The sequence below is a fragment of the Nocardia yamanashiensis genome (assembly GCF_021183565.1).
Classification (GTDB): Bacteria; Actinomycetota; Actinomycetes; order Mycobacteriales; family Mycobacteriaceae; genus Nocardia; species Nocardia yamanashiensis.
Map to the genome: position 1 here is coordinate 6,974,112 of NZ_CP089226.1, position 23,190 is coordinate 6,997,301.

Sequence of the window (23,190 nt, forward strand, 5' to 3'; positions counted from 1 at the left end):
CGCTTCTCGGAATGACGGGGGTCAGCGAGTTGTCATGTCCAACGCCGCGAGGTGGCTGAACAGCACGGACGCGCCGATCGGGTTGCCGCCGCCGGGATAGGTGGTGCCGCTGACCGCCGCCATGGTGTTGCCCGCGGCGTAGAGACCGGGAATCGGCGCGCCGGAGGCGTCCAGCACCCGGGCCGCGGTATCGGTGCGCAGACCGCCCTTGGTGCCCAGATCGGAGATGCCGAACGCGGCGGCATGGAAGGGGCCCTTCACGATCGGGGTGAGCGGGGGTTCGCCATTGGAGAAGGCGCGATCGTAGGCCTCGTCACCGCGGCCGAAATCGGGGTCGATGCCCTGGGCCGCGAACTCGTTGAACCGCGCGACGGTGGCGACCAGCGCATCGGCCGGGACGCCGATCTTCGCGGCCAGCTCCTCGAGGGTGTCGGCGGTGTGCCACAGGCCCGCGTCCACGTACTTCTCGGTCTCGACGACCGGCACGTTCGCGGCCTTCACCGGCGGCACCGTGCCCTCGGTGTCGTCGTAGATCATCCAGTACGGGAGCGTCACCGAACCGTCCTTCAGGCCCTCGATGACATCCCGGCCGAGCCGGTCGTACGGGGCGGACTCGTTCACGAACCGCACCCCCGACTGATTCACGAAGATGCCGCCGGTGAACCACAGCGCGAAGGCCGCGCGCCCGTCCGGATGCACCATGCCCGGCGACCACCAGGCCTGATCCATCAGATCGGTATCCGCGCCGACCGCCAGCGCCGCTTCCAGGGCCTTGCCCACATTCCCCCACGGCCCCATGGTGTCTCGCGCGACACCGGGCACCCCGAAACGAGTGCGCAGTTCGTCGTTGCCCTCGAAACCACCCGCCGCCAGCAGCACGCCCTTGCGCGCACGCACCGCCTTGCGCACCCCGTCCTGCTCGACGATCGCGCCGGTCACCGCGCCGTCCTCGACCACCAGCTCGACCAGCGGGGTGTTCAAACGCACGGAAGCATTGGGGTACTTGGCCATTGCCAGCAGGAACCGGCCGACCAGGGCCCGCCCGCCGATGAGCAGATCCGGTTGCGGTTCGCCGAGCCGGTCGGTGCCCAGCGGGCCGCGCACCGATTCGCTCAGCTCCCCCAGCTTGCCGGGCCGCAACGGCTTGGGGACGATATGCCGCTTGCCGTCCAGCCGCGCCTTGGGCGCCTTACCGAAATAGTCCGGCCACGGGAACATCTGGAAGGCGAGGTCGGAATCCTGCTCCAGGTACTCGATCACCTTCGCGCCGTTGCGGATGAAGGTCTCCTGCAGTTCGGCGGGGGTGCGATCGCCGACTACGGCCCGGAAGTACTCCAGCGCGTCCTCGACGGTGTCGTCCACGCCTTCGCGCCGCAGCACCGGATTGGCCGGGAACCACATGCCGCCGCCATTGGAGTAGGAGGTGGTGCCGCCGAACTTCTCGGTCGCCTCCACCAGCAGCACCGTCAAACCCTCGCGCGCGGCCGTGTACGCCCCGGCCATGCCGCCGCCCGAGCCTGCGACCAGCACATCGACTTCTTCGTTCCAGTCCGTCACCGCAACTCCCTGAATAGTCCGCCCCGCCCGACGCTAAGCGCGCCGCGGACGGTGATGCATCAAGTGTCCCGGTGGGCAGGAAGGCGCAGGTGCGCGTCAGGCGGCCCAGGGGACCAGCACGAGCTTGCCACGGACCCGGCCGGATTCGCCGAGCTCGTGCGCCGCCGCCACCTCCGACAGCGGGAAGACGCGGGTGACCGCGGGACGCAGGCGGCCGGCGTCGGCGAGGGCCGCGATCTCGCGCAGATCCGCGCCGGACGGGGTGACGTAGTGGCGGAAATAGCGGGGATCGTCCAGAGGTTCCTCGCCCTGCGCGTCGATGAGGCGGCCGTCGGGGCGCAGAACGGTGAGGGAGCGGGGTGCGTAATCGCCGCCGACCAGGTCGAACACCACATCCAGGTCGGTGAGTATCGAGTCGAAAGGCGTTGTGGTGTAGTCGATCAGCTCGTCCGCGCCCAGGCCGGACAGGAAGTCGTGATTGACCGCGCGGGCGGTCGCGATGACGTGAGCGCCGCGCGCCTTGGCGAGCTGCACCGCCAGGTGACCGACACCGCCCGCCGCCGCGTGCACCAGGATTCGCTGTCCCGCAGTCAGTTCCGCGAGCTCCTGCCAGGCCGTGAGCGCGGCCGTGGGCAGCGCGGCCGCTGCGGTGTGCGTCAGCGTCCGCGGCTTCGGCGCGAGGTGATCCGCCTGTGCCACCACGTATTCCGCGTACGCGCCCGACCTGCCGAGCACCATCCCGTACACCTCGTCGCCCGCCGCGAACCCCGTCACACCCGGGCCCGGCTCCGAAACCACCCCGGACACATCGAATCCCAGCGTGAAAGGCGGCGCGCCCAGCTTGTCGATGAGCCCCGCCCGCAATTTCCAATCCGCCGCGTTCACCGAGGTGGCGGCCACCCGCACCAGCACCTCGCCCGGCGCGGGGCGCGGCACGGGCAGCTCCACGGTCTCGAGTACATCCGGTCCACCGACGCTGTGCTGACTGATCGCTTTCATGCCTTCGATCCTGCGCTCGGTAGTATCCGGAGGGAAGAAGGCACTATTTCGATCCCGAGGTACCCGATGGATACTGTCTCCGACTGGGCGAAATCCCCGAATCTGGTCGAGAGCTACCTTCAGCGCTGCCCGGCGCGGGACACCCTTGCCGTCCTCGCCGACAAATGGGTGATGCTGGTGCTGGGCGTCCTGCGCGCGAGCGGCGAGCCGGTGCGGTTCAACGAACTCCGGCGGCGGCTGGACGGCATCACCCAGAAAATGCTCACCCGCACCCTGCGCGATCTGGAACGCAACGGCCTGGTGCGGCGCGCCGTCTACCCGACCGTGCCGCCGCGCGTCGAATACTCGCTCACCGCCTTGGGCGCGGAACTGGGCCAGATCACCCACGCGATGGGGCAGTGGGCGCTGCGGCACGCCGACGAACTCGATACCGCCCGAGCGGAATTCGACGAACGGCAGGCGGCGGAACCGACGCCGATCGGCTGACTAGTTCCGGATGGCGATCAGCGCGCCCTGCGGGGTGCGCTCGTCGGGGCGGGCGACGCGGGCGAATCGGGACTGCACCTGGAAAGCGCTGCCGCCCAATACTTCTGCCAGGGTATCCGGCGCCCATCTGTACGAGAGGGCGACCTTGTGGTCGTACTCCTGCACGCCCTGTGCGGTATCCGCACCCTGGAAACCCAGCAACAGCGGTGCGCCCGAACGCATTACGCGCGCGAACTCCTCGAACACGGCGGGCACGCGCTCCGGCGGAGTGTGAATGATCGAATACCAGGCCACCAGGCCGCCCAGCGAATCGTCGGCCAGCGGCAGCTCCTCCAGCGCGCCGAGCTCGAAGACGAGATCGGGGTACTCACTGCGCGCGATCCGCAGCATCTCCGGCGAGATATCGACGCCGAACACATTGCGGCCCAGGCTGTTCAGATAGCCGGTGATACGACCCGGCCCGCAGCCCACATCGGCGATCGGACCGGCCGCGTCATCGCTCAGCTCCGCGAAAATACCGAGCAGCGCGCGATCGTACGGATTCTCACCCAGCAGCGGGCGGGCCATATCCGTATACAGCTCGGCCACCTCGTCGTAGGCCGCCCGGGTGATCCGCACATCCTCGATCTCGTTCACCCCACGACTCTAAGCGCGCCCCCGGGACCGGTCACACATTGCTGGTCGAACCCGTCGACGGGGTGCGCAGGCCCTGATCGGCGCCGTCCAGCCACACCCGCAGTACCGTGCCGGGCCGCATCCGGGTGCACAGCGGCCACAGCGCGAACTCCACGTAGTAGCGGAAATCGCGGAACAGCACGGGTAGTCGCATACCGTACCGCCAATGCGGATTCCCGCTGTCGGGGCGCGACCAGCCATTGGCCGTCATGAGTTCGGTGACTCGCGGCGGCAGCTCCTTGCCCGCGACGGCGTCCAGCCGCACCCGCACGCCCTCCACATCCCGGTCGATGCGGGCGCCGCCGTCCAGATCCGAATCCACCGTCAGATGCCCGCCCGGCGCCAAATCGCCCGCCAGACAAGCCAGTTCGTCGAAGAACTGCCGCCATTCCCGATTGCCCGCCCGGCGTGCGGTGTGCTGCTGCTCCGGAATCAGCCGGCGGGCGCGCTCGGCCGGATTCACGATGTACAACTCGACCGTGTCCGGCCCGGCCACCAAACCCAGCGTCAGCCGCGCGTTCGCCCACACCGGACCGTGCGCCTGCCACAGCGTGCCGTGCACCGGCATGCCGAACTCCTCCCGCAGCCCCTCGGTCGCCCGGGTATGCGCGGCCGTCAGCTGCTCCCGCACCTCCACCGGCAAACCGTCCTCGTACAGCGCGGATTCGATGCTGTCGCTGATGCTCACGCACACCGCCTCCAGCCGATCGCCGTCGAAACAGAACCGCGCCCGGGCGCCGTCCACCCGCACCTCGGTCACCGCCCGCACGATCCGATCACGCGGCCAGGCGCTCACCGCCGCCGCGGTCCCGCGCTGCTCCCGCACCCCCGGGCCGGTCAGGCCGCGCACCACACCCTCCCAGCGCCAGCCGGTCAGCTCCGCGAAACGATCCACATCGGCGCGAGTCCAGGTCCAGTCGAAATCACGGGCGGCGCGGGCGATCTCGACGCCCGCGGGGATATCCACCCGCAGCGGGCCGGCATCGAATACCGAAATGGCGTGCTGGCGCAGGAATTCGGCGCGCTGCGAACGTGACGTCGGATGCGCGGGCACACCCAGCGGCGCGATATCGATATCCGCGCCGCCCTCCACCCAGGCGTCCGCCACCAGATCCGTCGCGGCCGCCACACCCAGCGAACGCAGCGCCTCCACCGAACGCAGCGCGAAATTGCTGACCGCCGCCGTGCCCGAACCACGGGGGAGGGTGCGCCACCAGTTCGCGTCCGGCGCGTCCGACCAGCCGTGCGCGCGCAGCACCCGCTCCACCTCCGCGCCGTAACGCCAAGTGGGGTCGACGAATTCGCTGCGGCTCAGCTCGGCGTGCCAGACCGTCTCGTCCACCGCGAACTGCACGTAGCGGCCGCCCGGCGCGGTCAGCACCACGCGCGCGTCCACCGGCAGCCGCTCCAGGAACGCGGCCAGATCCTCGGCGACCCGGCCCCAGCCGCCCAGGGCGGCCCGTCGGCGCACCGCGTCGTGGCGGCGCTCCATCCAATACCGTTGCTCGATCGGATTCACCAGCAGCAGATCGACCGTGCCCGCGGCATCGGTCAAGCCCACTATCAGGTTCGAGAAATTCCAGGACACTCCGTCGTCCGGCCCCGCACCCGGTTCCGGCTCGCCGTACAGGCGGGTGAGCTTGTCCCGCAGCTGCGCGAACGCGGCCGACAGATGCTCCTCGCGGGCGAAGGCGTCCGGGGCCGGCGCGTCGGAAACCGTCACGCGCACATAGCGCAGGCCGTAACCGCTGCCCCAGAACATGGCCGAGTCGAACCACACCCCGAGCCCGGTCCGCGCGAACACCGGGCCGCGGCGCATGGTGCCGACCGGTTCCGGCTTCCCCCAGCCCGCCCGGCGCGCGAAATCACGCACATTGTCCGGTCCCCACGACCATTTGAAGTCCCGGGCGGCCCTGACGATCTCGACCGCTCCCGCCATATCGACGTATACCGCGAAACCCACCTGGCGACAGTAACCCCGGCCCACCGTCCGGTCGATGGGTTCATCGGCGTGGACGCGAACCCGGTCATTCGACAGAGGCGAGGCACGGGCGGGCGGCCGTAGCGTCGCCGATATGACTGCGACACTTCGTGACCTGGACATTCGGCCCTTCGATCGGGACGCCGCGGCAGCGCTGGCGTGATCCGTCGCCGGTGCGGCCGTGGTGGGTATCGGTGAGACGACGCGGTTCTCGCGGGAGACGTTCGACGCCCGGGACCGGGTGTTCCGGGAACTGGTCCGGGCGCACGGGTTCCGGGTGCTGGCGGTGCAGGACGGCGCGGACGTCGGGGCGCGGCTGGACGAGTACGTGCGGGACGGCGGGAGCGCCGTCGCAGCACTCGAAAACGCCTGGGGTCCTTGGCGAACGCGGGAGATGGCGGCGGCGCTGGATTGGATCCGCGACTTCAATCGGGCGCATCCCGGCGATCGGGTCCGGATCATCGGGGTGAAACCGGCGCAGGCGCAGGTCGCGGACTACGACAGCGTGCTCGCGGCGGTCGGTGAACACGCGCCCGCGCTGCTGGAGGAAGTGCGGGCACCGCTGATTCTGATTCGCTCCGCGCACACCGTGGACGAGCATGTGCAGCAGGCGCGGGGCGTGCACCCGGGTGGATCGTTCGCGGCGCGGGCCCGTGCGGTCGAGGCGGTATTGCGTGCGGCGCCAGGGCTGCCCGAGGACGTACTGCGGCGGGTGCGTTCGATCGTCGCCTTCCACGAGGGGAGCGTCGCCGGGCGCGGGAGTTTCGCCGCCGACGAGGCCGCCTGGGCGGAATCGATGCTCGCCGATCACCGCCGATTCGGTTCGCCCATCGTTTACTGGGATGGGATCGCGCACACCGCCGCGGCTCCGACCGGATACGGCGACAACGCACCCGACCCGACCGCCCCGAGCGCGGGCAGCGTGCTGCGCCGGGAACTGGGGGAGCGGTACGCGTCCATTGCCGTCACCTTCCATCACGGCGATCTCGGGCTGCACCGCCTGCCCGCACCACAGACCGGTCTGGTCGAGTCCTACCTCGGCGAATTCCCGCTACCGGTCCTCTGGGCGGACCTGCGCGACCCGTCCGGGCAGGTCCCCGGACCCGCGGCCCTGCGCGTCGTCAGCGGGATCTACGACCCCGCCCAGGACGCCGCCGCCCGCTTGACCGTGCCCGCGCTGTCCGTCGCCTTCGACGCGATCATCCATTTCCAGGAGGTCTCGCCGGTCCATTGGCTGGCCTGATCAGCGGCGATACCAGGCACCGAAACCTCTTGTGGCTAACACGTAGCAAAACTCTCGATGTGAACGATAGGGAATTCGAGCAAGCGCGACAGCGGCTTCCGGCCGCGGTCGCGCCCTCACGTGTCAGTCCGGTGCGGGGACCGGATCCGTAGTACCGGCGGCCGCTCACCCGGCCGCTCGAACGAAAGGATCGGTAGCGATGAGATCGGTTCCCGGTAGATCGAATTCGACCCAACCCAACCGGGGCAGGCTCCGCCGGACGGTGCTGCTGGTGGCCTTGACGCTGCTGGCGCCCCTGGTGAGCGTGCTCGGCGCGCCCTCCGCCACGGCCGCGTTCAATCCGGCCGCCTTCGACTTCTGGGTCGACTCACCGGTCATGGGCCCCATCAAGACTCGAATTATGCGCGCCGCCGACGGCAATACCAACCGCGTGGTCTACGCGCTGGACGGTATGCGCGCCCGCGAAGACCTCAACGGGTGGGAAATCGAAACCAATATCGCCGAAACCCTGGCGAGCTGGAACATCAATGTGGTGATGCCCGTCGGCGGGCAGTCCAGCTTCTACGCCGACTGGAACGCGCCCAGCTCCTTCTTCGGCATCCCGCCCGGAACCGGTTCCGCCAACACCGGATCCGGCGCCACCGACGCGCTCTCCGGCGGACCCGGCAAGAGCTACCGGTACGACTGGGAAACCTTCCTCAACCGCGACCTGCGCTGGGCACTGCGAGATCGGCTGGGCTTCAACCCCAATCGCAACGGCGTGTTCGGACTCTCCATGGGCGGCAGCGCCGCACTCACCCTGGCCGCCTACCATCCCGACCAGTTCAGCTTCGCCGGCTCCTTCTCCGGCTACCTCAACAACTCCGGACCCGGTATGCGCGAAGCCATCCGGCTCGGCATGATCGACGCCGGCGGCTACAACGTCGACTCCATGGCCCCGCCCTGGGGACCGCAATGGCTGCGCATGGACCCCTTCGTCTTCGCGCCCAACCTGGTCGCCAACAACACCCGGCTCTACATCGCCGCCGCCAGCGGCCGGCCCACCGCCATGGACGGCCCGAACATGGGCACCGTCAACGGCATGGCCCTGGAAGCACTGGCCCTCGCCAACACGCGCGCCTTCCAAGTGCGCCTCGCCACCCTCGGCGGTGGTAATGCCGCCTGGTCGTTCCCCGAATACGGAATACACGCCTGGAACAACTGGCAGGACGAGGCCCACCGGATGATCCCCGACCTCTCCGCCAATATCGGTTAGTCGGCCATCCACCGGCAACGGGCCGGCCGAGTGTCCTCCAGCGGCATCCGGCCGGCCCGAGATCTAAGCGAGGAGCGCATCATGAAATGGCGAATCTGGCAGGTACGCATCGCCGTCACCGCCATGCTGATCGCCATGCCGCTATCGGTCATGGACGCGGTGCTCGGCGGCTGGTCCACCGCCCACCACCCGCCACCCGACTGGCCCACCCTGCTGTGGCTCGCCGTGATGCCCGTACTCGCCAACCCGTTCTGGTGGCTCGGCCTCGGCTTCACCATCTGCGACCCGCTGCTGCCCCGCCGCGCCGCCGCCACCTGGTACCTGATCACGCCCGCCGGCGCACTGCTCGCCTTCGGAATCGCCTGGTCCTCGGCGCATCTCGGCCTGCACGGGCCGATCGCCTGGACCGCCGGGGCGCTCATCGCCTTCGCCTGCCTGCTGGCGCAATCCTGGATCGTCGTCGACATGCCCGAAACCGATGCGCACGCAACCCATCCCGCGCGCGTCCGGCCCGATCTCTACGTCTCCGGCACCGCCCGCATCATCCCCTTCGGCCGCCCCGCCCCGCTCCGACTGGTACGCGTGCACGAAGCCTGACGCTCGCCTTTATGTCGGCGCGCTTACACAACGGATGTCGCTGCGCGAACAGAACTTTCGGCGGGAAATCCGAACAATTGCCTCCAACAGCCCGCAGCTCCCGAGAGGCAACCACCGTGACGACCCCCGCGCCGAAACTCAAAACCCTCCTCGCCACCGCGACCCTCGCCCTGGCCGCCACCGGCATCCTCACCCTCACCGCGACCCCCGCGTTGGCCGACACCGCCCCCGGTACATCCGCGACGCCGACCCCCGCCCGCACCCAAGGCTGGCTGAAGATCTACACCGGCACCGCTCCCGACGGCGTCAACGCGGTCCAGCTCAAAGTGGTCACCGACCCCAAAGTCGGCCAGCGCGTGACCGACCGCGAAGGCCGCTCCCTCTACCGCTTCGACAAAGACACGGCCAACCCCTCGGCCTCCAACTGCGCCGGCGACTGCGCCACCACCTGGCCCCCGCTCCTCGTGGCCCGCGGTCAAGCCCTCTACCTCGACGGAATCGACCCCGCCAAAACAAGTTTCATCGAACGCGCCGACGGCTCCTGCCAGATCACCATCGGCGGCTGGCCCGTCTACTACTTCTCGAAGGACCGCACCCCCGGCGACCTCAACGGCCAGGGCGTCGGCGGCACCTGGTTCGCCGTAGCCCCCACCGGCGCGAAAGCCCAAGCAAAGTGATTCCCGCGCCGCATGCCCGCCCTCGCACGAGGCATGCGGCGCCCCCCAAGAATTACTTGGTGGCGGAACCGGTCGACAGCGACTTCAGGATCGCGGCCAGGTTCTTCGACACCAGGTCGGCGGAACCAGCGGACGAACCGGTGGCCGGGGCCGGCGCCGGATCGGCGGCATTGGCGACGCCGGTCGCACCGAAGATCAGACCGGTGGCCACAGCGGCCACACCGAGCACGCGCATCTTGCTCATTTGGAACTCCTCATCAACTGAACGACCGACTAGTTCGATCGAACGCTGAATGAATATCACGAACAGATCTCAGTGCAACACTGTTGTAAACATCACATTCGAAAGGGTGTACAGGCCAACGGCATCGCGGTTCCGAGAATTCACCTTGGATACACCGGTGCATCATTTACGGACGGAATGGTGTTCCGTCGCCATATTTGAGGTGGTTGTTATCCGCGAGCCATATCGACGAACCGGCTCAGGTGCAGCTGGTGTGCGACCGTGATCGTCGCTGTCGGGCCGTTTCGATGCTTGCCGACAATGATGTCGGCCTCGCCGCCGCGTGGGTCGTCGCGCTCGAACGCATCGGGTCGGTGGAGCAGGATGACCATGTCGGCATCCTGCTCGAGGCTGCCCGATTCGCGAAGATCTGACACCATCGGACGTTTGTCTGTTCGTTGCTCGGGACCACGGTTGAGCTGCGAGATTGCGATCACGGGCACCTCGAGTTCCTTTGCCAGCAGCTTGAGGCTTCGGGAGAACTCGGAGACTTCCTGCTGGCGCGATTCGACCTTTTTGCCTGATGTCATCAGCTGGAGGTAGTCGACGACGACCAGGCGGAGGTCATGCCGTTGCTTGAGCCGGCGGGCCTTGGCTCGAATCTCCATCATGGTGAGGTTCGGCGAATCGTCCACAAACAAAGGCGCTTCGCTGATTTCGCTCATTCGGCGGGCGAGTTTGGTCCAGTCGTCGTCGCTCATCCGACCCGAACGCATATCTCCCAGTTTGATTTTCGCTTCCGCGGATAGGAGACGCATGACGATTTCGGTGCGGCTCATTTCCAGGGAGAAGATGACGCTCGCCAGGCCGTGTTTGATGGAGCAACTGCGCATGAAATCCATACCCAGGGTGGAGTTGTGGGTCGGGATCATCGACCGGCTCGCGAGGTAGAGGTGTTCGGAGTTCGAGACCTCGACGCAGCGCACCGGGACGCTGGGGATCGGGCGGACGTCGACAACGAAACGTGAACCGGAGCGTGTGGTATTCGTCGCGCCACGACGTTGCTTGTGCAGCAGCTCTTTTCGGCTCAGGCCGAAGACTTCGTCCTCGGTTTGGAACGTCAGTGTGTAGGCGGTCGAGGAATCTTCGGTCCGGCCGCGCACCCGCTTGGTGGACAGCTGGCAGCGGTAACCGAGGCTGACGATGAGTTCTTCGACATCCCGGACGAGACGCGCATTGGTCACCGAGAATTGAACCGATCCGCCCTTGGTGACGGTGCCGTCGGTATCCAGCAGGCCGGCCAGCAAGGCGCGGCGTTGTGCTTCCGAGGCACGCAGATACTCGATCGGGATGTGCTTGTTCTCCAGGACGCCGATAGTGCGCAGCCGAGCCTGGACGGATCCGATGCTGTTCCGGCATTCCTGGCACATTCGCAGGCCGATCGATGGGCCACCGCAGTGTGAGCAGGTCGGAGCGGGGACCGGATCCGACAGGAAGCGTGCCTTGCCGCCGCAGGATCGGCCGCAGGTACGTACTTCGCTCGTGAAGGGCACGAACTCCTTGCCGCACACGACACATTCGCGAGGAGCGATGGGTTCCTCCGCGGGCAACTGCAGGCTGTACCGCAGCGCCACGCGCTCGGAGTGCACCGCGACGATGCCTTCGTTTTCGATGTGGAGGATGACTTCGGGGTCCGCGCTGGTCAATTGAGCGCAGGCGGAACTACCGTCACCGAGCCAAGCGCCGAGAGTGTAGGGCGGCACGAGCAATTCGCGCTCGGGCAGATTCAGCGGCTCGGTATTCACAACCGAGTGATTGAGTCGGCGATCCGCCGTTTCACAGCGAAGGGTCGTTGCGATCTCGGCGGTGGTCCGGACCTCGGCGAAAGTCTGCTGGCTGCGGTAGCGGTTCTTGCCGGACGCGGCCTGCTGCGCCGAGCGGCGCGACGCCCTGGTCTCGGTGAGCCATTGGTGCTGTTCGTCTGCGACGATCACTGTGCCGTCGGAGAATTCGACCTCGAAGCACGGGCGGCCGGCCATCACTTCGGTCGCGGCCACCACACGGGTGGGGCGGCCGTGTGCGTCCAGCAGATCATCGCCGACCTGGACCTCGCCCATGGTGGTCCATCCGGTGGGCGTCGGCAGCGGAGTGTCCAACGCGAGCGCTTTGCCGACGCCGGGTCGGGCCGCGACGATGATCATCTGACCGGCGTGCAGGCCGTTGGTGAGTTCGTCGAGTTCGGTGAATCCGGTTGGGACGCCGAGGGAGATGCCGCCGCGGGAGGCGATGGAGTCGAGTTCGTCCATGGTGGGCTGGAGGATTTCCTCCAGGGGGGCGAAGTCCTCGGTGGAGCGGCGTTCGGTGACCTCGTAGATTTCGGCCTGGGCGCGGTCCACGACTTCGGCCACGTCCTGGCCGTCGGCGCCGGCGTAGCCGTATTGGACGATGCGGGTGCCGGCTTCGACCAGGCGGCGCAGAATCGCCTTCTCGGCGACGATTTCGGCGTAGTAGCCGGCATTGGCCGCGGTGGGCACCGTTTGGGTCAGGGTGACGAGATAGGGCGGGCCGCCGATGCGCTTGAGTTCGCCCTTGCGGTCGAGGGCGGCGGCGACGGTGACGGGGTCGGCGGGTTCGCCGCGGCCGTAGAGGTCGAGGATGGCGTCGTAGACGGCCTGGTGCGCGGGGCGGTAGAAGTCGCCGGGGCGCAGCACCTCCACCACGTCGGCGATGGCGTCCTTGGACAGCAGCATGCCGCCCAGCACGGACTGTTCGGCGGCCATGTCGTGCGGGGGTTGGCGGCCGAAGTCCTCGCCGGGAGCTTCGGGATATCCGGAGGGCTCGTGTTCATCGTGGCCGCGATCGTCGATGACTGCCATCTGGCTCGACCGTCCTCTCTCCTCGCGCCCGGAACGACGTCAATGACTCGTTCTACGCCTGCGCACCGACATGTTCGGGCTGCCACGCGGAGCCGACACGCCGAAAAGGCTTGGGTGGTCGGCAAACCCGTGGCTACAAGGCAGGGTAGGCGGAGTCGTGCCGTCTCCGGACTGTGGTCACGACAATGTCTGCGAACCTAGGCGACCGGGAGGGCACTCGCCAAACCGAGCTGTGCACACACCTGTGGACAATCTGGGTATTGTTCACCCGCTGTTGTGCACCCCCTGTGTATTACTTGGGGACAACAGCGGACAGCGCTTGTCAATCTGCTGGTAGTGGCCTGATTCTCAGTGTTCGCAACTGTGGATCATTTTGGTGCGGCGTGTCGCTCGGCACACGCTTCCGCGCGTGTTGGGTGAACAGTTGATCGCCGATAGGTGACCTGTCACACAAGCCGGAAGGTTGGTTTGATTTTTCTTCCACAGGCCGCAAACAACATCGGAGGCCACCGCCGCGCACTGCGGCGATGACCTCCGAATGGCCGAATTACTCGGCTGCGCTGACCTGCAGCTCGACCTTGGCAGCCACGTCCGGGTGCAGGTGCACCACGATGTTGTGCTTGCCGGTGGTCTTGATGTGGGCCTTCGGCAGCTCGATGCTGCGCTTGTCGACGACCGGACCGCCCGCGGTCTTGATCGCGGCGGCCACATCGGCGGCGGTGACCGAACCGAACAGCTTGCCGGTGCCCGCGGTCTTCACGGACAGCGCCACGCCGGTCAGGCCCTCGAGGGCCTGCTTCAGCTCGTTCGCGTGGTCCAGGTCGCGCACGCGGCGGGCGTCCTGCGCCCGGCGAATGCCCTCGACCTGCTTCTGCGCGCCGCGGGTGGCCACGATGGCCAGGCCGCGGGGCAGGAGGAAGTTGCGGCCGTAGCCGTCCTTGACCTCCACGGTGTCGCCGGGCGCACCGAGGTTGTCGACATCAGCGGTGAGGATCAACTTCATTGCTGTGCCTTCCCTTCTCAGCGAGCGGTGGACACGTAAGGCAGCAGAGCGACCTCACGCGAGTTCTTGACGGCAACGGCGATATCGCGCTGGTGCTGAACGCAGTTGCCGGTCACCCGGCGAGCGCGGATCTTGCCACGATCGGACACGTACTTGCGCAGCAGCGCGGTGTCCTTGTAATCGATCTTGGCGCCGTGGGTGTTGTTCTTCTTGCCGGCTTTGTCTTCCTTGCAGAAGGTGCAAGCCTTCTTCTTCAGCACCTTTTCGCGTGCCGGTGCTTTGGCCATGGTCTTTCACTCCGTAATTTCGGGAACCCAGCCTGGTGGATTCCTAGGAAAGCCGTTCGCTAGAACGGCGGTTCATCGTCCATTTGGCCGCCCCCGAAGGAGCCGGCCGCGGGCGCACTGCCCCACGGGTCGTCGCCGGCACTCTGGCCGCCGCGACCTCCGCCGCCACCACTGCTGCCGCCACCGGAGAAACCGCCTCCGCCGCCGCCCTGCTGGCCGCCACCGCCACCGCCGAAGCCGCCGCCACCACCGCCACGGGTGGTCTTGTTGACTTTCGCGGTCGCGTAGCGCAGCGAGGGCCCGACTTCGTCGACCTCGAGTTCGACCACGGTGCGCTTCTCACCCTCGCGGGTTTCGTAGGAGCGCTGCTTGAGTCGACCGCTCACGATCACTCGCGAGCCTCGGGTCAGGCTCTCGGCGACATTCTCCGCAGCTTCACGCCAGATGTTGCAGCGCAGGAAAAGCGCTTCGCCGTCTTTCCATTCATTAGTATTACGGTCGAACACACGGGGAGTCGACGCGACCGTGAAGTTCGCGACGGCCGCTCCCGCGGGCGTGAATCGAAGCTCGGGGTCAGCCGTCAAATTTCCGATGACGGTGATGACCGTGTCGCCTTGGGCCATGGTTCCTCCTGCTTTCCGGTGCAGTCCGCAACTCGCTCGCGCCCGTGCGCCGACAGTGCCCGAATTCGGGCTCAGCGCACGGTTTGCCAGTCAGCCTAGAGATAGGGACCGACGATTTACGAGCGACGTCGCGGGAGGACTGGACTACTTCTTGTCGAGGCGCAGCACCTTGGTGCGCAGCACCGACTCGTTCAGGCCCAGCTGGCGGTCGAGCTCACTCACGGTCGCGGACTCGGCGGTCAGCGTGACCACCGCGTAGATGCCCTCGGCCTGCTTGTTGATCTCGTAGGCCAGACGACGGCGGCCCCAGATGTCGACGTTGTCGACCTTGCCGCCCTCGGTCCCGACAACACCGAGCATGGTGTTCAGATTCGGGCCGACGGTGCGCTCGTCCAGGCTCGGATCGAGAATGACCATCACTTCATAATGACGCACGGACCTCATCACCTCCTGTGGACTGGAAACGGCCCACGGACGGTCCGTGGGCAGGAGGGTTCGTTGCGTCAGCAACCCGACAAGAGTACATGGGGCTGTTGCGCAGCCGAAAAGCGGATAGGCGCCCCGCACTGACGTGCGGGGCGCCGGGAAAAGCAGGGGAAAGGCCATGCCCGCCGTGTCGGCGCGGTTGGACGAGACGTGGGCACCAAGGAAGCCCGCGTCGTCAGCCGAGCCGATGCCGCCGGGCGTTGCCCGCCGCGGATTAGGGGGGAGGTGTTGACGTGCGGGGTTCGGGGCGCGATGAGGGTAAAGGAAGCCGACACGCGGGAGGTCCGCTTACATTGGTCCCCATGTCGAACCGACCCGTCGCCAGCGCACCGGTCACCGGGCGTCGTCTGCCGCGGGATCCGGGAACTATCGGTGTCATCGCCGTGCTGGTGTGCTGGGTCACGCTGTTGTTCGCGTATTTCAACAAGGCGCGCTGTGCCGGGTCGCCGTTCGACGGCAACGGGCGGAGTCTGATCTTCGATCGGATCAAGGACTCCGACGTCTGTTATTCGGATATCCAGTTCCTCTGGCTGGGGCGGGATATCAACGAGCATGTTTTCCCGTACGTGAACGGGGGGATCACGCCGGACGGGACGCTGACCGGGGGTGTGGTCGAATATCCGGTGCTCAGTGGGCTTTTCATGTGGCTGGGCGGGCTGGGTGCGCGCAATGACGCGCAGTTCCTGCTGCACAGCGCCTGGCTGCTGGTGCCGTTCGCGCTGCTGACCGCGTATCTGCTGGGGAAATTGTCGGGATGGCCGGCGCTGCTGTGGGCGGCGGGGCCGCCGCTGGTGCTGTACGCGTTCCACAATTGGGAACTGCCGGTGGTGTGCACCTCGGTGGCGGCGGTGTACGTGGTGGCCGCGCTGCCGCGATATTCGTTGCGCACCAGGGGAATCATCGCCGCGATCCTGCTGGGCATCGGTTTCTGCCTGAAGTTGTATCCGGGAATCTTCGTGCTGCCCTTGCTGATTCACGTGCTGGTCGGTGAGAACGGCCGGGAGCGGCGGGAATACGACGTGCGCGGCGCGCTGGCGGTGGCGGGCGCGGCGCTGGGCACGGTGGTGGCGGTGAATCTGCCGTTCGCGCTGGCCGGTTACGAGGGCTGGCGCGCGTCCATCACCTTCCAGCAATTGCGCCAGGCCGATATCACCACCAATTCCATTTGGTACTGGGGTCTGCGGCCGCTGTTCGGCAATGGGCCCGATGCCGAGAACTCTTTCCAGAACGTGGTGTCGGTGGCCTCGCCGGCGCTGGTGCTGGCCTCGTTCGCGCTGGCGGTGTGGATCGGCTGGAAGCGTTTCCAGATTCGCGGGAACTATCCGTGGATCGGCGTCAGCGCGGCCATGCTGTGCGGATTCCTGTTGTTCCACAAGGTGCATTCGCCGCAGTACACGCTGTGGCTGATCCCGTTCCTGGTGCTGCTGGAGATCCCGTGGTCGCTGATCGGGGTGTATCTGCTGGCCGATGCCGCCATCGGCATCGGCGTCTTCCGCTATTTCTATGCTCTCGGCCAGGGCCACAATGCCGATCTGGAGGAGAGCATCGTGCAGTTCGGCGTGTGGGGCCGGGCCGCGCTGCTGGTGTTGTTCTTCTTCATGTTCGTCTGGGCGCATCCGCGCCGGGGCGGGCTGTTAGCTCTGCCGGGCGCGAAAAGCCGCGCTCTTGGCCCGGTTTCCGCAGATGGTCATATCGCACCAGCGGCGCGAACCGCCGCGTGAGGTGTCGATATAGAGCCGGGTACATTCCGGTCGCCCGCATTCCCTGATTCGCGAATGGTCGGCGCCGCCGAACAGTTCGATGGCGTCCCTGGCGATTTCGGTGAGCGCCTGTTCGGCGGTGCCGGTGCGCCGCACGCTGCCGTCCGCGTGCAGGGTCGCCCGGATGGGTTCGCCGTGCGCGAGTTCGTTCACGATCCGTAGGTCCGCGGCGGGCAGTGGCGCGCTGTCGGTTTCGGCGAGCGCCAGGTGCCAGGCGGCTTCGCGGAGCCGGGTGGCGCGGCGCAGGGTGTCCGCGCCGACCTCGGGCGCGGTATCCAGTATTCCGGCCTCGGTCAGCCATTTCCCCAGTTCGGCGGGGCTGGTGAGGAGGTCGTCGAATGCGCTGCGGCGGGCCTTCACCGTGCCGATGAAGTCCAGGGTGCGATTGCCGCTGACGAAGGTGAACACCCCGCCATAGTAACCGCCTTGACAGGTTATGTGCTGCGGTGCGACGGTGGTAACCGGTCAAGATGGTTAGCGCGGGAGGAATCATGAACAACCGGCTCTTCGAAGTAGCGGGCCCGCCCGCGCTGATCCTCATGTGGAGCAGCGCCTTCATCGCCGGAATCATCGGCGTCGGCGCGGCCCCGCCGATGCTGGTGCTGTTCGCCCGCTTCGGCATCGCCGGCGCGCTGCTCATCCTGCTCGTTCTGGTCACCGGCACGCCCTGGCCGCGCGGAAAGGTCCTGGGCCACAGCGTGATCGCGGGCCTGCTCATGCAGATGGTGCAGTTCGGCGCCTTCTACACCGCCATGGGCGAACACGTCAGCGCCGCCGTCATCTCCTTGGTGCAGGGCCTGAGCCCGGTGGTGATCGCGGTCTTCGCGGGCCTGCTCGGCGAAACCGTGACGTCCCGCCAGTGGCTGGGCTTCGGCATCGGCGGCCTCGGCGTCGGTCTGGCGGTCGTCGACCAATCCAGCTTCTCCCTGGCCGGCCTGCTGTTGTGCCTGCTCGGCCTCGCCGGTCTCAGCCTCGGCACCGTCTACCAGAAGCGCTTCACTCCGGGGGTCGATCCCAAGGCGGGCACCGCGGTGCACGTGGCCGTCAGCGCGCCGTTCGCCGGAATTCTGGCGGTCCTGACCGACGCCTTCCATATCTCGGATCCCGGCCGTTTCGCAGGTTCCATGGTGTGGATGGTGCTGATCAACTCCATGGGTGCGTTCCTGCTGCTCAACACCATGTTCCAGCGCTGGGACACCACCCGCGTGGGCCGCTTGTTCTTCGCCACCCCCGTGGTCACCGCGATCATGGCCTGGCTGATCATCGACCAGCCGGTCGGCCCGGTGACCGTCGCCGGTCTCACCCTGGGCGTGCTGGGCCTGATCCTGGCCTCGCGCCGCGCGGTCCCGCCCGCCGTGAGCGCCGCACCCGCCGATCCCGTTCCGGTCGCGACACCGGCGGTCCCCGCCGGTAGATAACCGGACGCCCCGGCGGGAGCACGGCAGACTGTCAGCCATGCTGCACCTGCGAATCATGGCTCCCGCCACGATGACCGACGATATCCTCGCCCTCTTCGACGACGACTGCGCGGTGAGCGGGCTCGTCGTTCTGCGCGGCGCGGCGATCCGCCCGGCGGGGGACCTGATCATGGCGCAGGTGGCGCGCGAGGGCGCGAACCTCATCGTGCAGCAATTGCGGGCCATGCGCGTGCACCAGCACGGCAGCGTCGAGCTGGAGCAGGTCGATACCTGGTTGTCGCGCAAGGGTTTCGAAGCGGAGGTGCGCACGCCGGGCAGTAGTGCGGACGCGGTGGTGTGGGCGGAGGTGGCGCAGCGGGCCTACGACGACACCGAATTGAACTGGACCTACCTGAGTTTCCTGACCCTGGCGACGGTCATCGCCAGTATCGCCATCGTCACCGATTCGCAGATCCTGGTGGTCGGCGCCATGGTGCTCGGCCCGGAGTTCGGTCCGATCGCGGCGTTGGGCGTGGCCCTGGTGCGGCGGCGATTCATGCTGCTGCAATTGGCGATTCGCACCCTGGTGGCGGGTTTCGCGGTGGCCATCGGCATCACCATCGTGCTCGCCCTGATCGCGCGCGGCCTGGGCTGGATCACCCTCGAGGACGTGATCGGCCCGCGTCCGGGCACCGCGTTCATCTACACCCCGGACAAGTGGTCGTTCATCGTCGCCGTGATCGCGGGCGCGGCCGGCGTGCTGGCCATCACTTCGGCCAAATCCCTCGGGCTGGCAGGCGTTTTCATCTCGGTGACCACGGTGCCGGCGGCGGGCAATATCGCCCTCGGCGTCGTGTTCGGCAATGGCGCGACCATTTGGGGCAGTGTCGCGCAGCTGTTCCTGAACGTCGCCGGAATGGCGATCGCGGGCTGGCTCACGCTGCTCGTCCAGCAGCACCTGTGGTCCCGGATCTCGGTGCGGCGCCACCGGCACATGGCCGTGCCGCGCCGCATGCTCTGAACAGACCGATCTCTCGGGACTCTCGGGGGCTTCGCTCCCGCACCCCCCTTATTTGCGCCCGGGCGTCCAGTTGAGACCCCAGTCGTACGCCTTGTCGATGGCGCTCTGGGAACCGTTGATGTACTGCACTTCCCGGTGCACGGTGAGCCCGCCGCCGCTGTTCTGCAACAGCGCGACCGCGCAGGAGCGCGCCCCGTCCACCGGCGAATCCAGCCGCACCTCGACCTGCGGCCCGTGCGTCGGGAACAGCGTCACCACGCCGTCGGCCGCCGCCCAGTTCGGCACGCCCTCGTAGATGAACGCGTAGATCAGGATGCGCCGGAAGGTATCCGGTTTGGCGAGGTTGATGTGCATGTTCTCGCCGCCGCTGGCCGCGCCCGTGCGGTCGTCCCCGTCGAGCTGGATGTAGGGCGCGGATTGCAATGAGCCGAAAGCGTTTCCGAGCGCCTGCACCACGCCCTTGCGACCGTCGGAGAGCTCGTACAGGCAGCCCAGATCCAGGTCGACGGCATTGGAGCGCCGGAACAGCCCGCGCTTGACGCCCTGGGACCAGTTCAGGTTGACCCGCATCGCGCCTTGGCTGTCACCGGGTTTGGTGAGGTTCACCGACGGCGTGGCCTTGGACAGCGTGACCTTGCCGAGGTTGACCCCACCGGGCTGGTTGGAGCTCATACGCACTTCCCCCCTCAGGGATTCGGATAACGAAAAACCCGCGCCCGCCACCTCGCGAATGCGTGGGACGGGCGCGGGTCGCGACGGAACTCAGCCTACCGGCGTGACTTCCTGCTCGCTCAGGCTTTTGGCGCCGCCGTCGTCATCGCCTTCGCGACGATTGCGGATGATGCTGGTGAGGAAGGCCGCGCCGATGAAGCCGACGCCGACGAGACCGGTGATGAGCTCGTTGATGTGCACGCCGATCGACACCAGCAGGATGACCGCCAGCGCGCCGATGGCCCAGTGCGCGCCGTGCTCGAGGTACACGTACTCCGAGAGCGTGCCCTTGCGCACCAGGTACACGGTGATGGACCGGACGAACATGGCACCGATCAGGCCCAGGCCCAGCGCGATCAGGATCGGGTCGGAGGTGATGGCGAAGGCGCCGATGACGCCGTCGAAGGAGAACGAGGCGTCGAGCACTTCCAGGTACAGGAACAGGAAGAAGCCGGCCTTACCGGTGGCCTTCACCAATTCCGAAGGCCCGGAGGCGTTCTCCTCTTCGAACTCCTCGGTGTGGAACATGGAGCCGAGGCCGTCGACCACGATGTAGGTGACCACGCCGAGGATGCCGGCCAGCAGCACGGTGCTGACATCCTTGTCCTTGGCCAGGAATTCGGCGGCCAGCACGATGCCGACCAGGGTGATGACCACGGAGAGCATGTCGAGCTTGCCGAGCTTGGCGAGCGGGCGCTCCAGCCAGCCCAGCCAGGTGATCTCGTGCTCTTCGAGGATGAAGTTCAGGAACAGCAGCAGCAGGAACGCGCCGCCGAAGGCCGCGATCTGCGGGTGCGCGTCGGTCAGCAGCTTCTCGTAACTCGGGTCCCCATTGGGGAATTCGAGCGCGCCGTCCGCGGGCGGGTTCATGGCCAGGTCGAAGGCCTTGGCCGGGTTGAGGCCCGCGGTCACCCACACGATGGCGAGCGGGAACACCAGGCGCATACCGAAGACGGCGATGAGCACGCCGACGGTGAGGAAGATCTTCTGCCACCAGTCGCTCATCTTCTGCAGGATGGAGGCGTTGATGACCGCGTTGTCGAAGGACAGTGACACCTCGAGGATGCCCAGAATCGCGCACAGCGCGAACGCCGTTGGTCCGCCGTAGAGGAACGCCGCGATCAGCGATGCGATCGTGACGACTATGGAGAGGCCGAAAATACGCACCGCAATGGGGCCTTTCGTAGTGCCGGGTCAGTCAGGTCGGGTGATGCTCGCACGTAGAGGGGCCCGACGCCCGAGCCCCCCTGGTGCGTGTTGCTTTCGTCTTAGACGGTGACGCCGTAGTCGCGGGCGATACCGGCCAGTCCGGAAGCGTACCCCTGGCCGATGGCGCGGAACTTCCATTCGGCGCCGTTGCGGTACAGCTCGCCGAAGACCATGGCGGTCTCGGTGGAGGCGTCCTCGGACAGGTCGTAGCGGGCCAGCTCGTTGCCGTTGGCGCGATCCACCACGCGGATGTAGGCGTTGCGGACCTGGCCGAAGCTCTGGCCGCGGCCCTCCGCCTCGTAGATCGAGACCGGGAAGAAGATGGACTCGATGGTCGGCGGGGTGGCGGCCAGGTCGACGTTGATGACCTCGTCGTCGCCTTCGCCCTCACCGGTGCGGTTGTCACCGGCGTGCACGATGGCGCCTTCGGGCGAAGACAGGTTGTTGAAGAAGACGAAGTGCTTGTCGGACACGACCTTCTTGTCGGCGCCGGTCGCGATGGCGCTCGCGTCCAGGTCGAAGTCGGTCCCCGTGGTGGTGCGCACATCCCAGCCGAGGCCGACGGCGACCTGGGTCAGGTTCGGCGCCTGCTTCGTCAGCGAAACGTTGCCGCCCTTGGACAAACTGACACCCATGCGGGAATCCCTTTCGTAGGAAAGCGTTCTAGCGTTGTTGGTTCGCGGCATGTCCGATTTGCCGGGTCCGCCACTACGACACTAGTAGCAAGTGTGGACCCCGTGCAGGAACAAACCGAGGACAAGGAGCGGGACACTCCTGTGGCACGACTTGTCACCCACACGATCGCGGACGTGGCCGACGATGTGAACAGTCTCCTACGATCGGGGCGTGACAGGCCGTAGACGGGGATGGTTCCGCGGATCTTCCCGGAACACCGAATGGGTGCAGCAGGCGCGCTCGGCGCTGACCGCGGCCTTCCTGGACATGGACAAGCGGCAGAGCATCGCCGAGGCGGCGGTGGCGGCCTCGGCGGCGGTGTTCCCGGAGCGCGGGATGGCCGCCGCGTGGGAGCCGGTGCGGGCGCGTTGCTACGACGCGGCGGGCGCGTATCTGGCGCTGACCGAGCGTTTGGACCAGGTGGAACGGGACGGCGGCACGGTGGCGCAGCCGGAGGTCGACACCCAGATCCGTCGGCTCGGGGACGCGGCGCGGGCGGTGGACGACTTCTATCGGGGCAATCAGGCGCATCTGGAGCATGCGGTCGCGGTGTACGGGACGGTGCCGCAATTGGTGAATCAGGTGCGGTCAGCGGCGCAGGCGGCGCGCGAAGCGGCGGCGGCTTCACCGTATGCCGGGTACCCGTCGGTGCGGGCCGCGGCGGCCGCCGTGGATGAGGGATTGATCACCCTGGAGGGGGTGCTGGCGGGGTCCGGCGCGGGGGCGGCGCGCGAGGCCGCAACCCACCTGGAGACCCGCACCAGAACCTTGTCAAGGGCCCTGGAAGACGCACCGGGCAAACAGCATTCGGCCACCACCGCACTGGCCTCGGCGGGTACCCGGCTGGCCGCCGCGCGCCATCGGCTGGAGCGGATCCCGCCAGCACTGTCCGCCCTGCTCCGGGAGTTCAACGCTGCGAGTTCGTCCGATTTGACCAACAATGAACGCGAAGCCCTGCGGGCCATCGACGCCGCCGACGCGGATCTGTCCCGTGCCCGGGCGGCATTGCAGAACAACGACCCGGAGCAAACGCTTGAACTGACCACATCCGCCCGCGGACAGCTCGCTGTCGCCGAGGAGAAAGCCGACGCGGTTACCGACCGGCTCACCCTCCTGCGAGAGGTTCGCGACAAGCCGCAGGACAAGGCCAAGGCCGTCCGGTTCAAACTGCGCGACGCGCAGATGCTGGCGGTCAACAGCGGTCTCGTCCCGCAATGGGGATCGGTACTGGACGCCCAGTCCGACCGCCTGGATCGGGCCACCGCCGGCCTCGCCGAGGGCCGGCATCCCGACTACTGGGCCTATGTCTCCGAGCTCGACGCCATTACGGCGTTCATCACGGGTGTGGTCGAACGCATGCGAAATACCGATAGATAGAACCGACCGCTTTGTAGGAGAAATGGGGGACGATGACCGCGATTATCACCACCAGGCCGGACGTCGCTCCCG

General features: G+C 67.3%; 23 protein-coding genes. 9 read left to right on the forward strand and 14 right to left on the reverse strand.

What is annotated here, in order from left to right:
* Window positions 1-21: 21 nt before the first annotated feature.
* Both LTV02_RS32135 and LTV02_RS32140 read right to left on the reverse strand, forming a co-directional pair.
* Window positions 22-1,503: an FAD-binding protein gene (locus LTV02_RS32135; protein WP_233041782.1), complete on the reverse strand. Its 1,482-nt coding sequence runs from the start codon at window positions 1,501-1,503 to the stop codon at window positions 22-24.
* A gap of 150 nt (window positions 1,504-1,653) precedes the next feature.
* Complete coding sequence (locus LTV02_RS32140) at window positions 1,654-2,556, reverse strand: NADP-dependent oxidoreductase (protein ID WP_233035444.1); 903 nt, start codon at window positions 2,554-2,556, stop codon at window positions 1,654-1,656.
* A 66-nt stretch (window positions 2,557-2,622) separates the two neighbouring features.
* On the opposite strand from LTV02_RS32140, the gene LTV02_RS39360 reads away from it, so the two are divergent.
* A complete protein-coding gene (locus LTV02_RS39360; protein ID WP_067720456.1) occupies window positions 2,623-3,042 on the forward strand; it encodes a winged helix-turn-helix transcriptional regulator in 420 nt (139 codons plus the stop codon).
* Here LTV02_RS39360 and LTV02_RS32150 read toward each other — a convergent pair whose 3' ends face one another.
* Both LTV02_RS32150 and LTV02_RS32155 read right to left on the reverse strand, forming a co-directional pair.
* The gene (locus LTV02_RS32150; RefSeq protein ID WP_233035445.1) at window positions 3,043-3,678 is read right to left on the reverse strand and encodes a class I SAM-dependent methyltransferase; all 636 of its coding nucleotides are present in this window, start codon (window positions 3,676-3,678) and stop codon (window positions 3,043-3,045) included.
* Between the two features lie 31 nt (window positions 3,679-3,709).
* Window positions 3,710-5,680, reverse strand: coding sequence for a DUF6301 family protein (locus LTV02_RS32155; protein WP_233035446.1), 1,971 nt, complete (start codon window positions 5,678-5,680; stop codon window positions 3,710-3,712).
* A gap of 199 nt (window positions 5,681-5,879) precedes the next feature.
* Here LTV02_RS32155 and LTV02_RS32160 point away from each other — a divergent pair, with 199 nt between their 5' ends.
* The 4 genes from LTV02_RS32160 (at window position 5,880) to LTV02_RS39365 (ending at window position 9,470) form a co-directional block, all read left to right on the forward strand.
* A complete protein-coding gene (locus tag LTV02_RS32160) occupies window positions 5,880-6,941 on the forward strand; it encodes an erythromycin esterase family protein (protein WP_233035447.1) in 1,062 nt (353 codons plus the stop codon).
* Between the two features lie 199 nt (window positions 6,942-7,140).
* Window positions 7,141-8,196, forward strand: coding sequence for an alpha/beta hydrolase (locus tag LTV02_RS32165; protein WP_233035448.1), 1,056 nt, complete (start codon window positions 7,141-7,143; stop codon window positions 8,194-8,196).
* 81 nt (window positions 8,197-8,277) lie between these two features.
* Window positions 8,278-8,793, forward strand: a complete 516-nt coding sequence (locus LTV02_RS32170; protein WP_233035449.1) for a hypothetical protein — start codon at window positions 8,278-8,280, stop codon at window positions 8,791-8,793.
* Window positions 8,794-8,909: 116 nt separating this feature from the next.
* Window positions 8,910-9,470: a hypothetical protein gene (locus tag LTV02_RS39365; RefSeq protein WP_067720451.1), complete on the forward strand. Its 561-nt coding sequence runs from the start codon at window positions 8,910-8,912 to the stop codon at window positions 9,468-9,470.
* A 52-nt stretch (window positions 9,471-9,522) separates the two neighbouring features.
* Here the strand turns inward: LTV02_RS39365 and LTV02_RS32180 are convergent, their stop codons facing one another.
* The 6 genes from LTV02_RS32180 to rpsF form a co-directional block, all read right to left on the reverse strand.
* A complete protein-coding gene (locus tag LTV02_RS32180; RefSeq protein ID WP_233035450.1) occupies window positions 9,523-9,714 on the reverse strand; it encodes a hypothetical protein in 192 nt (63 codons plus the stop codon).
* Window positions 9,715-9,923: 209 nt separating this feature from the next.
* Window positions 9,924-12,569, reverse strand: coding sequence for a replicative DNA helicase (gene dnaB, locus LTV02_RS32185; protein WP_233035451.1), 2,646 nt, complete (start codon window positions 12,567-12,569; stop codon window positions 9,924-9,926).
* Window positions 12,570-13,116: 547 nt separating this feature from the next.
* Window positions 13,117-13,572: a 50S ribosomal protein L9 gene (gene rplI, locus LTV02_RS32190; RefSeq protein WP_067720448.1), complete on the reverse strand. Its 456-nt coding sequence runs from the start codon at window positions 13,570-13,572 to the stop codon at window positions 13,117-13,119.
* A 17-nt stretch (window positions 13,573-13,589) separates the two neighbouring features.
* Window positions 13,590-13,859 carry a 30S ribosomal protein S18 gene (rpsR, locus tag LTV02_RS32195; protein ID WP_067720447.1) on the reverse strand — a complete coding sequence of 90 codons (270 nt, stop codon included), beginning with the start codon at window positions 13,857-13,859 and terminating at the stop codon, window positions 13,590-13,592.
* A gap of 59 nt (window positions 13,860-13,918) precedes the next feature.
* Window positions 13,919-14,482, reverse strand: a complete 564-nt coding sequence (locus tag LTV02_RS32200) for a single-stranded DNA-binding protein (RefSeq protein ID WP_067720446.1) — start codon at window positions 14,480-14,482, stop codon at window positions 13,919-13,921.
* Window positions 14,483-14,626: 144 nt separating this feature from the next.
* A complete protein-coding gene (gene rpsF / locus LTV02_RS32205; protein ID WP_067720554.1) occupies window positions 14,627-14,917 on the reverse strand; it encodes a 30S ribosomal protein S6 in 291 nt (96 codons plus the stop codon).
* 353 nt (window positions 14,918-15,270) lie between these two features.
* On the opposite strand from rpsF, the gene LTV02_RS32210 reads away from it, so the two are divergent.
* Window positions 15,271-16,689 carry a glycosyltransferase family 87 protein gene (locus tag LTV02_RS32210; RefSeq protein WP_233035452.1) on the forward strand — a complete coding sequence of 473 codons (1,419 nt, stop codon included), beginning with the start codon at window positions 15,271-15,273 and terminating at the stop codon, window positions 16,687-16,689.
* Here LTV02_RS32210 and LTV02_RS32215 read toward each other — a convergent pair.
* The gene (locus tag LTV02_RS32215; protein WP_233035453.1) at window positions 16,603-17,136 is read right to left on the reverse strand and encodes a CGNR zinc finger domain-containing protein; all 534 of its coding nucleotides are present in this window, start codon (window positions 17,134-17,136) and stop codon (window positions 16,603-16,605) included. The two genes, LTV02_RS32210 and LTV02_RS32215, sit on opposite strands and share 87 nt — an antisense overlap.
* A gap of 83 nt (window positions 17,137-17,219) precedes the next feature.
* Here LTV02_RS32215 and LTV02_RS32220 point away from each other — a divergent pair, with 83 nt between their 5' ends.
* Window positions 17,220-18,146, forward strand: coding sequence for a DMT family transporter (locus tag LTV02_RS32220; protein ID WP_233035454.1), 927 nt, complete (start codon window positions 17,220-17,222; stop codon window positions 18,144-18,146).
* Window positions 18,147-18,183: 37 nt separating this feature from the next.
* Window positions 18,184-19,146 carry a DUF389 domain-containing protein gene (locus LTV02_RS32225; protein WP_233035455.1) on the forward strand — a complete coding sequence of 321 codons (963 nt, stop codon included), beginning with the start codon at window positions 18,184-18,186 and terminating at the stop codon, window positions 19,144-19,146.
* A gap of 48 nt (window positions 19,147-19,194) precedes the next feature.
* Here LTV02_RS32225 and LTV02_RS32230 read toward each other — a convergent pair whose 3' ends face one another.
* The 3 genes from LTV02_RS32230 to LTV02_RS32240 form a co-directional block, all read right to left on the reverse strand.
* The gene (locus LTV02_RS32230) at window positions 19,195-19,818 is read right to left on the reverse strand and encodes a TerD family protein (protein ID WP_233035456.1); all 624 of its coding nucleotides are present in this window, start codon (window positions 19,816-19,818) and stop codon (window positions 19,195-19,197) included.
* A gap of 90 nt (window positions 19,819-19,908) precedes the next feature.
* Entirely contained in the window at window positions 19,909-21,030 is a 1,122-nt protein-coding gene (locus tag LTV02_RS32235; RefSeq protein ID WP_233041785.1) for a DUF475 domain-containing protein, read from the reverse strand.
* Between the two features lie 95 nt (window positions 21,031-21,125).
* Window positions 21,126-21,701 (reverse strand): TerD family protein, encoded by a 576-nt coding sequence (locus LTV02_RS32240; RefSeq protein WP_067720440.1) that lies wholly within the window; start codon window positions 21,699-21,701, stop codon window positions 21,126-21,128.
* Window positions 21,702-21,912: 211 nt separating this feature from the next.
* Here LTV02_RS32240 and LTV02_RS32245 point away from each other — a divergent pair, with 211 nt between their 5' ends.
* Window positions 21,913-23,118, forward strand: coding sequence for a hypothetical protein (locus tag LTV02_RS32245; protein ID WP_233035457.1), 1,206 nt, complete (start codon window positions 21,913-21,915; stop codon window positions 23,116-23,118).
* Window positions 23,119-23,190: the final 72 nt, after the last annotated feature.